The organism is Aristaeella lactis (genome assembly GCF_018118585.1).
Classification (GTDB): Bacteria; Bacillota; Clostridia; order Christensenellales; family Aristaeellaceae; genus Aristaeella; species Aristaeella lactis.
In genome coordinates, this window is sequence record NZ_CP069421.1 from 2,612,721 (window position 1) to 2,625,924 (window position 13,204).

9 protein-coding genes are annotated in these 13,204 nt (G+C 57.1%); 5 read left to right on the plus strand and 4 right to left on the minus strand.

What is annotated here, in order from left to right; genetic code table 11:
• Positions 1–158 precede the first annotated feature (158 nt).
• Both leuS and JYE50_RS12045 read right to left on the minus strand, forming a co-directional pair.
• Positions 159–2,582: a leucine--tRNA ligase gene (gene leuS / locus JYE50_RS12040; RefSeq protein ID WP_084096257.1), complete on the minus strand. Its 2,424-nt coding sequence runs from the start codon at positions 2,580–2,582 to the stop codon at positions 159–161.
• A 143-nt stretch (positions 2,583–2,725) separates the two neighbouring features.
• On the minus strand, positions 2,726–3,613 hold the full coding sequence (locus JYE50_RS12045; RefSeq protein ID WP_143763649.1) for a hypothetical protein: 888 nt from the start codon (positions 3,611–3,613) through the stop codon (positions 2,726–2,728).
• A 204-nt stretch (positions 3,614–3,817) separates the two neighbouring features.
• Between JYE50_RS12045 and JYE50_RS12050 the strand changes: the two genes are divergently transcribed.
• Genes JYE50_RS12050 through JYE50_RS12060 form a run of 3 tightly spaced genes read left to right on the plus strand, consistent with a single transcriptional unit; the run spans position 3,818 to position 8,166 of the window.
• Entirely contained in the window at positions 3,818–4,990 is a 1,173-nt protein-coding gene (locus JYE50_RS12050; protein WP_084096260.1) for a hypothetical protein, read from the plus strand.
• A gap of 27 nt (positions 4,991–5,017) precedes the next feature.
• Positions 5,018–6,946 (plus strand): hypothetical protein, encoded by a 1,929-nt coding sequence (locus tag JYE50_RS12055; protein ID WP_084096261.1) that lies wholly within the window; start codon positions 5,018–5,020, stop codon positions 6,944–6,946.
• A 2-nt stretch (positions 6,947–6,948) separates the two neighbouring features.
• Complete coding sequence (locus JYE50_RS12060; protein WP_084096262.1) at positions 6,949–8,166, plus strand: acyltransferase family protein; 1,218 nt, start codon at positions 6,949–6,951, stop codon at positions 8,164–8,166.
• Positions 8,167–8,216: 50 nt separating this feature from the next.
• Here the strand turns inward: JYE50_RS12060 and JYE50_RS12065 are convergent, their stop codons facing one another.
• A complete protein-coding gene (locus tag JYE50_RS12065) occupies positions 8,217–9,128 on the minus strand; it encodes a helix-turn-helix domain-containing protein (protein ID WP_084096263.1) in 912 nt (303 codons plus the stop codon).
• Positions 9,129–9,259: 131 nt separating this feature from the next.
• Here JYE50_RS12065 and JYE50_RS12070 point away from each other — a divergent pair, with 131 nt between their 5' ends.
• Positions 9,260–10,936, plus strand: coding sequence for a glycosyltransferase family 2 protein (locus JYE50_RS12070; protein ID WP_084096264.1), 1,677 nt, complete (start codon positions 9,260–9,262; stop codon positions 10,934–10,936).
• Positions 10,937–11,124: 188 nt separating this feature from the next.
• On the opposite strand, the gene rny is transcribed toward JYE50_RS12070, so the two are convergent.
• Positions 11,125–12,690 carry a ribonuclease Y gene (rny, locus tag JYE50_RS12075; protein WP_084096265.1) on the minus strand — a complete coding sequence of 522 codons (1,566 nt, stop codon included), beginning with the start codon at positions 12,688–12,690 and terminating at the stop codon, positions 11,125–11,127.
• 201 nt (positions 12,691–12,891) lie between these two features.
• Here rny and JYE50_RS12080 point away from each other — a divergent pair, with 201 nt between their 5' ends.
• Entirely contained in the window at positions 12,892–13,176 is a 285-nt protein-coding gene (locus JYE50_RS12080) for a hypothetical protein (protein WP_084096266.1), read from the plus strand.
• Positions 13,177–13,204: the final 28 nt, after the last annotated feature.

A 13,204-nucleotide genomic window follows, 5' to 3' on the forward strand; every position in this document is an offset into this window, starting at 1 on the left:
GCGTTCATTTTTTTAACAGAAATGAAAGCGAGCGAAGACAGAGATGCTGAAAAAGAATCAGGACAGGCCATTGGAATATCACAATATATAATTCTGCATTCTGAATTCTGAATTCTGCATTGTGAAATGAAACAGGGAGCGCTTTGCGCTCCCTGTTATCATTTCACTACGATATTTACGATTCGACCCTTGACGTAGATCTCCTTGACGATGGTCTTGCCATCGATGAAGGACTGGACGTTCTTCATGGCGTGGGCTTTCTCCAGCACGCTGTCCTGTTCTTCATTCACACCGATCTCCACGGTGGCGCGGACCTTGCCGTTAACCTGTACGGGAATCTGGATCGTGTCTTCCTTGATCTTCTCCTCGTCCCAGGCGGGCCAGGGTTCATAGGCGATGGTGTCTTCATGGCCCAGCAGGCTCCACATTTCCTCGCCGATGTGGGGGCAGATGCAGCTGAGCATCTTCACAAAGGCTTCCGCGTAGGCTTTCGGGCAGGTACCGTTCTTGTAGCAGGCATTCACGAAGATCATCATCTGGCTGATGGCGGTGTTGAAGCCCAGTGTTTCGAAGTCTCCGCTGACCTTTTTCACGGTCTGGTGGAAGACCCGGTCCAGTGTTCCGTCGCTTTCGGCGGTGAGGTTGTCCTCATTGGTGAAGAAGGTCCAGACGCGGTTCAGGAACTTCCGGGCGCCTTCCACACCCTGGGGGCTCCAGGGCTTGGAAACTTCAAGCGGGCCCATGAACATTTCATAAAGCCGCAGGGTGTCCGCACCGTATTTTTCCACGATGTCGCTGGGGTTGACCACATACTTGGGGAAGCGTTTTCCCATCTTGATGCCGTTCTCGCCCAGGATCATCCCCTGGTGGACCAGCTTTTTGAAGGGCTCCTTGACCGGGCTCAGGCCCTTGTCATACAGGTAGCGGTTCCAGATCCGGCTGTACATCAGGTGACCCACCGCGTGTTCCGGTCCGCCGATATACAGGTCGACCGGCAGCCAGTGCTCCAGCAGTTTGTAGTCCGCGAACTCCTTATCGTTGTGCGGATCGATATAGCGCATATAGTACCAGCTGCTGCCGGCTGAGCCGGGCATGGTACTGGTTTCCCGCAGGCCCTTCACGCCGTTTTTGTCATAGTGTTTCCACTCTTCGGCGTTTTCCAGGGGCGCTTTGCCGTTCTTTCCCTTATAGTCTTCCAGCTCGGGCAGGATGAGCGGCAGCTCATCATCCGGCAGGGGGTAGATCTTTCCGTCTTCGGTGTGCACCACCGGTACGGGTTCGCCCCAGTAGCGCTGGCGGGCGAAGATCCATTCACGGAAGTGGTAGTTGACAGTGCGCTTGGCCACGCCCATCTTTTCCAGTTTCGCGGTGATGGCTTCCTTGGCGTCTTCCACGGTCAGGCCGGTGAACTCCTCGCTGTTGATCAGCTTGCAGCCCTTGCCCAGGTAATCCTGCTTTTCAAAGGCGTGCTCGCTCACATCGGCTCCGTCGATGACCTGGATCATGGGGATGTTATGGGCCACGGCGTATTCAAAGTCACGCTGATCGTGGCTGGGAACGGCCATGACCGCTCCTGTGCCGTAGCTGGCCAGTACGAAGTCACCGATGAACAGTTCGGCTTCCTTGCCGTTGACCGGGTTGATGCACTTGACACCCTCCAGGCGGCAGCCGGTCTTGCCCTTGTTCAGCTCGGTCCGGTCCATGTCGTTCTTTTTGCGGGTTTCCTCAATATAGGCTTTGACTTCTTCCTGGTTTTTGATGCGGGGCATCAGATCCTGAACCAGCTGTCCGTCGGGCGCCAGCACCATGAAGGTGATACCGTAGATGGTCTCGATACAGGTGGTGAAGATGCTGAACTCACCGCCGCCGACGATCTGGAACTTGACTTCAACGCCGGTGCTCTTGCCGATCCAGTGGCGCTGCATGTCCTTTGTGCTTTCCGGCCAGTCGATCTCTTCCAGGCCTTCCAGCAGCTTTTCCGCGAAGGCGGGCTGGTCGATGACCCACTGCTTCATGTTCTTGCGGACCACGGGATAACCGCCGCGTTCGCTCTTGCCATCGATGACTTCATCGTTGGACAGCACGGTGCCCAGTTCTTCGCACCAGTTCACGGGCATATCGATATACTGGGCGTAACCGTCCAGGTAGAGCTGTTTGAAGATCCACTGGGTCCACTTGTAGAACTCCGGATCGCTGGTGGCGATCATCTTGTCCCAGTCATAGTCAAAACCAAGCTCCTTCAGTTGGTGGCTGAAGGTCTTGATGTTTTCCTGCGTGAAGCCTTCCGGATGATGTCCGGTGGTGACCGCATACTGTTCCGCCGGCAGGCCGAAGCTGTCGTATCCCATGGGATGGAGGACGTTATAGCCCTGCATCCGCTTCATGCGGCTGACGATATCCGTGGCGGTATAGCCTTCCGGATGGCCGGCATGCAGGCCTACACCGCTGGGATAGGGGAACATGTCCAGGGCGTAGAACTTGGGCTTTGAGAAGTCCCATACGTCCGTTTTGAAGGTCTTATGCTCCTCCCAGTATTTCTGCCATTTCGGTTCAATGGCTTTCGGGTCATAAATGCGGTCCATGCTCTTTCACCTGATCCTGTAAAAAATATTGAAAGCAGTATAGCACAAACAGCGTTGCGGGGCAAGGGAAACAAGCTGTATGGGCATGAAAAGGGATACGGAAAATATCCTGTTATGGAAGTTGAATTGAATATCGGGAACGATCAGTGATTCAGTATCTTCTGGAAAGGGGAAGCGGCGACGGGCCAGATCAGGGTGCCGGCGGCTTCCGCGCGGATGTTCTCTTCCGGCTTCATTTTGATCCGGCGGTACGGATAATCTTTGGAGAAACGGGGCCGCCGGAAGCTTCCGGCAGAACCGGTTCCGCCGCTGGAAGCTTCATCGCCGGGAACCGGTTCATCCGGTTCCGGAACGGGAACAGCGGGAAGCTCTTCTTCGGGAGCGGCCGGGACATCGGAAGGTTCCTGGACCGCGGGAAGAACAGGCGCTTCCGGCTCTGCGGGTGTTTCGGGCTGGACCGGCTGTGCCGGCTGCACGGGCTGTTCAGGCTCCGCGGGTGTTTCCGGCTGAACGGGTTGTTCCGGGAGGACCACCGGTACTTCGGACTGGGGATCTTCTCCCGGCTGGTCGTTGTCATCTTTTCCGGGAAGAATGACCGGCGTTTCGGGGTCTTCGGGTGTTTCGGAACCGGCCGGAGTATCGGGGCTGTCAGGGGTATGGGGCGTATCCGGTGTCAGCGGCTGTTCCGGAACGGCCGGTCCGTCCGGGTTATCCGGCTGCGCGGGGGTATCCGGAGTGTCCGGAGTGACAGGGTCATCCGGGTTTGCCGGAATGTTGTTGTTGGGATCCAGAGGATCGTTGTTGAAAGGGTCAAGCAGTGCCGGCAGATCAAAGTGATCGTTGATCACCTCGTTACAGATCGGGCAGGACAGGATTCCGTAGCCGGGTATACCGGGCTGTGGTTCTTCAATGGTTGTAAGTACCCAGGAACTTTTGTGTTCATCCTCGTTTTTACAGCCCGCGCCGGCAGGAACACAAAAAAGCAGGGTCAGGATCATGACTGTCAGGAAACAAAGAATCCGGTTCTTCATAGAGAAATCCCTCCTGCTTCATATCTGTTTTGTTCAGCTGCGTTTTCCCTATTGTAGCAGGGCCAAAGCTGCTTTGGCAATTCCCCTATATCTTGTGGCACAGGCGCTTTAGTTGTCATGATGATGGGCCTGTGCTATAATTCAGGCAGTATGTTCATTTTTGAGCTGAAACAAACATCCCCATCGGGAGGAGTGAAACCCGTTATGATGAAGAGAATCCTGTGTCTGCTGGCAGCGCTGGCGATTGGTTTTGTGTTTTCCGCCGCGGCGGAGGAAGCAGCGGAACCGGTGACAGCAGCTGAACTGGGTGCGCTGCTGGACCATGTCCTGGCGGAGGCGCTGACCGCCGCCCCGCTGAACGATCCTGCTGAAGAAAGCGCCCAGGATGAGGACGGTACCTGCTTCTGGTATGAGAACGCGAGGATTTATGCCGACAGCACGGAACTGACTGCGGATACTCCAGTCAACGCGCTGGTGTTTGAAAGCCTGGAAGGACCGATTTTCCGCGGAACAGGAATGGATACCCGGGTGGAGGATCTGCTGGCGGCTTATCCGCAGGACAATTACGATCTCTCCGGCACCCGGGAGGAAGCGGTTCTTTACCTGCGGGAAGGCGCGGAAGGCGGATTCCTTTACGGCCGGATCCTGCGGGACGGACAGCGGATCACTGCTGTGGAATACGGTGAGGTGCAGCCGGTGTGGGATCAGTTCCGCTGCGTGGCTGTGACTTATTCCATGCAGAACGGACTGGTGAATTCCATCCGGGTGGAAGGGCTGAACATTGCCCGGGACCTGATGGACGCCGCTTCCATGCAGGAAATGTATGATGAACTGATCAGCCTTGCGGACAAAAAGGATTACAGCGCGGTAAAGAGCAGCCTGATCGGCGAAGCCCTGACGCCCTTTGATGAGAATGACCTGGTTTTTGACGCTTTCTCCTATACCGCGCTGCAGCCGGATACGCTGCCCGGGTCACCGGAAACGGAACTTCTGGACAATGAGGACGGCACGTGGCTGCTGCGGTGTGACGGGGACGGATATGAAGCGGTTTTCCTCTGCGACGCCAACGGGGAAAACGCGACTATCCTGAGTTTCTCCATCCTGGATGAGGAAATGGAAGGACCGCGGCGCGTGCGGATCGGCGATCAGTTCAATGAGGACTTCAACCGGTTCCGCAACGGGGAAAACGAGATGGCGGAGGACATGACGGAGCTGCTTTACGGAACGGAAGGAACGGCTCCCTATGGAATCGCCAGCTATGACCCCTCCGAGATGAACCTGCGCTATGTGACGGAAACCGCGGACGGCCTCCAGGTGGAGCTGCTGCTGAAATACGAATACAACATCCTTACGGAGATCATCATCCACACTGTATAAATCATTATGAATTATGAATTGTGAATTATGAACTACATTGATTTAACCTGTCCGGCCGAAATCTTCCGTACGGCGATGCCAACGGAGGAAGTTCCCGCGGCTACCCTGACCCTGTTCAACCTCAGCGACCGGGTGATCACCTCGGTCGAGGTTTTGCTGCACCTTCTAGATGAAGACGGCGGCGAGACAGAGCGTCTGGCTTTTCGCGGAAGGGCACTGAACGGGCGGCCTCATTCCACTTTCCTGCTGACGGTTCCGTGCGCGCCGGCTGAGGGGCTGAAATCCATTACAGCCTCGATTGAGAAGGTCTGGTACGCGGACAATGAAACCTGGCGGAGGGATCCGGCTGCCGCGGTTGAGTATGTACCGAACAATCTTCCGGTGAGCCCGGCGCTGACAAACCTGAAGTACGCGGCCGGCGAGACCGCGGTAGGCTACCCGAGCCAGCAGGACGGCCTGTGGGTTTGCGTCTGCGGCCGGCCCAATACGGATGAAACAGAATACTGCGTCCGCTGCGGCCGGGACCGGAAAACCATTTTCACCCGCTTCAGCCCGGAAGCCGTGGAAGCGCAGATCAGCATGAAGGAACGGCAGCTGGACCTGAACAGCCGGAGTATGCGGGAGGATACGATCCGCCTGCAGCGGATCCGCGAAGAGGAATACCGGCAGAAGAAGGACCGCCGCGGAAGCCGTATCCGGACCGGTATCGCGGTGATCGCGGCAGCGGCCCTGACTGCCGGAGTGCTTTTCTTTGCTTCGCCCTGGCTCCGGCTGTGCGCCGGACGCAACGCGCTGGAAGAGGGCAAACCGGCCGAAGCGAAAGCGATCTTCAGCATGCTGGGAACCTACGGCGGAGCGGATGAAATGATCTCGGAGTGTGACTGGCGGATTGCCCTGAAGGCGGCGGAGGAAGGCACAACCGCTGAGGCGCTGGCAGAGGCTTCCGCGATGCTGCGGGCAGTGGACAAGCCGGAAGCGGTGGACAAGGCCAATGAGACGGATCTGATCCGGGCCAGGATGCTGATGGAACAGGGAGACTGGCAGGGAACGCTGGATGCGCTGGCCTCGCTGCCGGAGGACTATGACGGACGGACGGAGCTGGATCAGAAAGCCAACATGGCCCGGGCAGCCAAGCTGAAAGCGGATGGCAGCTACGATGATGCCCGGACGATCTTCCTGTCCCTGGGCAGTTACCCTGGCGCAAGGGAAGAAGCGTCCGCGTGTCTCTATGAACCCGCGAAGGAACTGATGGCGCAGAAAAACTGGGACGGCGCGATCGATAAGCTCAGCGGCATCCCGGATTACCAGGACAGCCGGGAACTGACGCTGGAGTGCCATTATCACAAGGCGGAAGATTTGCTGGAAGACGGGGATCCTGAAGGCGCAAGCCGGGAATTCCTGCTGGCAGGCAACTGGGGAGACGCGCCGACACGGTGCAAATCGCTGACCTATGCCCAGGCGGAGGAAAAGTATGCCGCCGGGGATATCAAGAGCGCCCAGAGCCTGTACGCGTCTATTCCGGATTACCTGGACAGCAATACCAAAGACCAGGAATGCCGGTACACGCTGGCGGAGGAAGCGGTTGCTGTACGGGAATTTACCCGGACGCTGGAACTGCTGAGTGGTGTTCCGGATGACTATAAAAAAACAGCCGCCCTGCGGGCGGAAGCCTCCTATGAGAAAGCGAAAAACGCGATTTACCAGGAGGACTGGGCTACGGCGGCGGAACTGCTGGGAAGCATGGACCGGGAAGGCCTGCGCCGGCAGTACCGGGATATAGAACAGCTGTACCTGCAGGCCTGCGAAGGCGCCGGTATTGATCCGTATCCCACACCGGCAGCGGAGCCGGAGGTGCCGGCTGAAACGCCTGTACCCGCAGAAAACACCCCCGAACCGGAAGCCGCTCCGACGGAAACACCGGTTCCGGACCCTTTCCTGGTCACTGAGGACGAGTAACCATGAGTGAGAGAAGACAGCGGATCCCCGAACTGGACGGGCTGAGGACCCTGATGATCTTTATCGTCAGCTGGTTTCATATCTGGCAGCAGAGCTGGCTGAGACCGGTGATCGGATCCTACAGCCTGGATTACCTGGTGCGGTCCGGCTATGTATGGGTGGACGGTACGGTCCTGCTCAGTTCTTTCCTGCTGTTTCTTCCCTACGCGAAGGCGATGCTCGACCGGACTCCCGCACCGGACACAAGGGATTTTTATTTCCGCAGGGCAAGGCGGATCCTGCCCGGATATTATTTCATTATCCTTGTGACGCTGCTGGCGATCGCGATCCCGTGGAAGCTGTATGACAATCCGCAGTTCCTGGTCAAGGATGTGGCAACACACCTGACCTTTACTTTTCCCTTCTTTACGGATACCTATCTCCTGACACCGCTGGGGGCCGCCAGCTGGACCCTGGCGATCGAGGTGCAGGCCTATGCTTTGTTCCCGCTGATCGCCCGCGGCGTGATGAAAAAGCCGGTGCTTATGCTGGGTGTTTTGTGCGCGGTCTGCTTCGGATTCCGGGCGTGGTGCATCTGGGCGTTGACGGATTACAACATGGTCGTAAACCAGCTGATCAACTTCCTGGATGTTTATACGGTGGGTATCCTGGCCGCAATGGTTTATGTACGCCTGGACGGAAAGCGCGCCGGGAGGACGGACGGGCAGCCGGAGACGGCAGAACCGCAGCGGAAACCGGATTGGCGGAAGTACGGATACCAGGTGCTGGCAACATTTGTGTTTATCGTCGGATTCATTGCCCTCCTCCGGATGCTGCGCTTCCAGGCTTCCTCCATGGATAACACGCAGATCCAGATGCGACAGATGATCTACCGGCCGGTCTTCGCCCTGTGCTTTGTCTCTTTACTGCTCTCGGCGCCTTTCGCGCTGCTGCCGCTGCGTAAACTGCTGGGAAATCCGGTCACGAAATTCCTCGGCGGTGTCAGCATGAATTATTACCTGATCCATCAGACGGTGATTGTTCATCTGAAACGACTTCGCTTTCCGCCGTCGGTCAGCGATATGCCGAACATGGCCGGGGAACAGCCGTGGCAGAACCAGTATACGCTGGTGTCCTTCGTGCTTTCCCTGCTGCTGGCGATCCTTGTGACTTACGCCATAGAAAAACCCGCGGCTCGTTTACTCAACAAACTGCGGGCGAAATGGGTTCGTTCAGAGTGAGGCGGTATCTATAATTCTGAATTCTGAATTCTGAATTTGCCGGAACGGCATTATTTCTTCTTCGCCTTCGGCGCGACGCCGCGGATGGTGGCGTTGGGCACGGAGGCCTGTTTCATGAAGGCGCTGGGGCTGATGCCCACGATGTGCTTGAACTGCTTGGAGAAATGGTAGGGATCCTGCATGCCGACTTCCGCGCCGGCCTGGCGGACAGAGCAGTTCTGGTCCCGCAGGAGTTCTTTCGCCCGTTCCATTTTGCAGTGGAGCACATAGCTGAGGGGCGGCATACCCACTTCCGCCACAAAGCGTTTCCGGAAGGTTTCCATGGGCATGCGGGAGATCGCGGCCATGTCGGCCAGGGAGAAGTTGTCTTTATACTGGTTGGCGCGGAGCATGTCCACCACCTTGGCGATCTCGTGGGAGAGCATGGCATCCATAGCCACGGGCTGTCCCCAGTGGGACGCGATCATGCCGTAGAGCAGGTGCTGCAGCTGGTAGGTTGCGTCCGCGGTGCCGCTGTGGCGGACAATGACCTGGACGATCTGCTCCGCCAGGTAGATCTGGCTGGGCAGCGCGCCCTGCTTGAGCGGCATATGGAGAAGCGCGCCCATCTTGCGGACGACCATGGGACTGAGCGGTCCTTCCAGCGCGATCCACAGGCAGCGGGTATCTTCTTCCGTGGAGATTTCACAGCGTTTGTCTCCCCCGGGCAGGAAGCAGGTGGAACCGGCGGACAGGGCGAGTTCGTGATTGTCCCAGAGCAGGACAATGTTTCCCTTTTCCACGGCAAGCCAGACCCACTGATCATGGGGATTCAGGGGCCAGGTTCCTTTTTCCAGCACGAAAGAGCCGGCTGAGTGGATCCACGCGCCGCTTGCCTGCGTGAGGCTGCCGGGTTTATGATAGCCTTCCACGGCCAGTGCAGCCAGGTGATCCGGGATCTCTTTCAATAAATAGGAATGCATGGTTATTCCCCCTGCGAACTTTACCAAATATGACAAATTGTGGAATCAGTATACATCGCGTATAATAGTTTGTCAATGCGCAGTGGTTTGAAATACAAGTTTAATAAGGATTATAGCAGAAGAACAGAGGGATGGAAATGGGAGCGATTGACAGGATCCGGGAGTACAGGCAGAGCCACGGGACCGTCTATACGCTGAAGCGGCTGGGGCAGAAAGCGGCCCAGCAGTTTCTGGGTACCTATGACCGCCGGTGGAAGCGGGAAAGGGCTTCGGAAGCAGAACTGAAAGCGCAGCGGGAAAACCAGCCGGCGGCGGGACTCATCAGTGTGGTGATCCCGGTCTATAACACGGATCCGGGCATGCTGAACGCGCTCCTGGACAGCCTGGAAAACCAGACTTACCTGGATTTTGAGGCGGTGCTGTATGACGGGGCGAGCACCCGGGCGGAAACCGCGGCGGTGCTGCGCGAAAGAAGTGAAAAACAGGCACGTTTCCGCGTGATCCGCGGAGAGGAAAACCGGGGAATCAGCAGCAACACCAATGAAGCACTGAAACTGGCCCGGGGAGAGTATATTGCCCTGTGCGATCATGACGACCTGCTGAGCCCGGATGCCCTGTGGCGTGTGGCTGAATGTATCGCGGAGAAACATCCGGATCTGGTTTATTCCGATGAAGACCGGATCACCCAGAACGGCCGGAGGCATATGGATCCGCATTATAAGCCGGACTACTGCCCGGACAACCTGGTCAGCGACAATTATATCTGCCATCTGGCAGTCATCCGCAAGGCAGTGCTGGAAGAGATCGGCGGTCTGCGCAGCGGTTTTGACGGCAGCCAGGATCATGACCTGTTCCTGCGGGTGGCGGAAAAGACGGACAGGATTGAACATCTCCCCTATATCCTTTACAGCTGGCGGGAGGTCTTCAGCAGCGCAAGCCACCGGAACCTGGAAATCTGCCTGCAAAACGGATGCCGCGCCGCGGTGGAGCATGAGGCAGCCCTGGGACGGAAGGCGGAAGCCGTTCCGGTGAACAAGGAGATCCGGCTGTGGTATGAGATCCCGCGGGATGTGACCGTGGAGGCGATTGTTCACGGGGATACCGAAGAAGAGTGCCAGGAATGCCTGGGTGAGCTGCAGTTCCGGACGGACTGGCCGCAGCTGACCGGCAGTATTATCGTCGCGGGAGAGGAAGATCGGATCTCCCTGCTGAATGAGGCCGCCCGGACAAGCACAGCGGATTACCTGCTGATCCTGGACGCAAGGGTCACGGAGATGAACCGGTATTTCATCCGGGAGATGCTGATGTTTGCGCAGCGGGATGATGTGGCCGGAGTCACGGGCGTCCTGACGGACCGGAAGAAGCATATTACCCACGGAGGGTTTGCCCTGGGCATGGAACACACGGCCCAGTGTGTGAACGAGGGTATGTATGTGACAGCCGGCGGCTGGCACGACATGATGAACAAAGTGCATAACGTCAGCGCGGTGAGCCTTTGCTGCCTGATGGTGAAGCGGGAAAACTGGCTGGACCTGGACGACGGATACCGGGGCGGACTGGCGGCTGTGGACCTGGGCCTGCGGCAGAAACAGGCCGGGCTGCGGTATGTCTTCACGCCTCATGCGCAGGCGCGCCTGGAACGCTGCTCCCTGCTGCTGTCCGGAGAAGAACGGATCGCGGAGGATGTTGCCCGCTTTGAGGAACGCTGGGGAACAACGGTGCATGATCCCTGCTACAGCGAACGGTTTGGGAAGAAGAAAGCGAATTATGATTATTCCGGCAGAAGCCGGAATAAAGGTAGGAAGTAGAAGGTAGGAGGTAGGAGGTATAACACCCCGGCGGGACGCCGTCTCAGGCATGTTGCCGGCATGAAAACAGCTGCGCAGATAAGACATCGTACGCAGCCAGTGGAAACACTATATCATTCTGCATTCTGCATTCTGAATTCTGCATTGAAATAAAAAATCGGCAGGAAGTGTCCTTCCTGCCGGCCTTTTTATTTCGCATATTCCGTGCTTCTGGTTTCGCGGATGACGTTGACCCGGATCTGTCCGGGATATTCCATCTGCTCCTCGATGCGCTTGGCGATCTCTTTGGCCAGGACCTTGATGCCTTCATCGTTGACATCTTCCGGCTTGACCATGATACGCACCTCACGGCCGCTCTGGATGGCGTAGCACTTATCCACACCGTCGAAGCTGTTGGCGATCTCCTCCAGCTTCTCCAGACGCTTGATATAGTTTTCCAGGCTCTCGCGGCGGGCACCGGGACGGGCAGCGGAAATAGCGTCCGCGGCCTGTACCAGCACCGCTTCCACGGTCTGGGGTTCCACGTCATTGTGGTGGGCCATGATGCAGTGCACTACATCCGCGTTCTCGTGATACTTCCGGGCGAGGTCCGCGCCCAGGGTCACGTGGGTGCCTTCACTTTCGTGGTCAACGGCCTTGCCGATATCATGCAGCAGGCCGGCACGCTTCGCCAGCTGGACATCCGCGCCGAGTTCCGCGGCCATCAGGCCGGCCAGGTGGCTGACCTCGATGGAGTGCTTCAGCACGTTCTGGCCGTAACTGGTGCGGTACCGCAGGCGGCCCAGCAGCTTGACCAGTTCGTGGTGGATACCGTGCTGGTTGGTTTCGAATACGGCGTTTTCACCGGCTTCACGGATCTGGTTGTCAACTTCCTTGCGGGCCTTTTCAACCATTTCTTCGATCCGCGCCGGATGGATCCGGCCGTCCATGATCAGTTTTTCCACAGCAACCCGTGCCACTTCACGGCGGACCGGATCAAAGGCGGAGACGATCACGGCTTCGGGGGTATCATCAATGATCAGGTCAACACCCGTGGCAGTTTCCAGCGCGCGGATGTTCCGGCCTTCACGGCCGATGATGCGGCCCTTCATGTCATCGTTCGGCAGGCTGATCACGCTGACAGTGCTTTCAGCCACATGGTCGGCTGCGCACTTCTGGATCGCCAGGGCGATGATGTTGCGGGCTTTCTTTTCTCCTTCTTCCTTCGCCTGGGTTTCGATCTCACGAACCTGGGCGGCGGCGTCATGGAAGGCTTCCTTCTGGACGCGGTCGATCACGATCTGCTTCGCTTCATCGCGGCTCAGGCCGGCGACCCGTTCCAGTTCAGTCATCTGCTTTGCTTTCAGCTCATCCAGTTCCGTTTCTTTCCTGGTGAGATCAGCAAGCTTGTTGTTCAGGGTTTCTTCCCGGGTTTCCAGGTTGCTGGCTTTCTTGTCCAGGGTTTCTTCACGCTGGATCAGGCGGCGTTCGTTCTTCTGGATCTCGTTGCGGCGTTCACGGATTTCCCGTTCGTTTTCCGCGCGTTCCCGGTCATTTTCAGCCTTGGCCTTCAGGATTTCCTCCTTGGCCTCCAGCACTTTTTCCTTCTTGTAGTCTTCAGCCTTGCGAACCGCGTCGTCATACAGCCGCTTGGCGTAGTCTTCAGTCCGTTCAATCTTTTTCTCTGTAAAGCTCTTCCGGTAAGAGTATCCCACCAGGCCGCCGAGCAGGCAGCCCACAACCGCGGCAATGACCGCGGCAATGATTGGACTCATAAGTTCCCTCCCCTTCTCTTCAGATTCTCAATTTCATATTCAGGTATCGGCGCACAGAAAAAACCGTACGAAAAAATGCTTCGCACGGCTGTACGCTGCTTCGACCGAGGGACTCCCGGTATCGTAACATCTTCTCCGCGGGGAAACGCATTGCCTGAAAATGCGTGGCTGTCATTCCGGGCGGTGACGGAGAATCCCTGAATGAAAGATTCTCACATTCGCCTGTATACAGGAACAACAGATATATGTTTCCTGCTGCGGAAGTCATCTTATGCGGTTCGCCGTAAGGCGTCCGAAAGAAAACAGATCGTGGGGCAACGCTCCACGGTGGTACATTTGGGGGAAGCTCTATCGATAACAGCGGCGGTCATCAAAAACCGCACAGCCGAACATAATAATATTACAGGCAGTGCAGACAATTGTCAAGGTTTGGCAAAATATGTAAACGAAAAAGAAACACAGGTATATTTAATTCACAATTCATAATTCATAATTCATAATGATAATAGTCTCC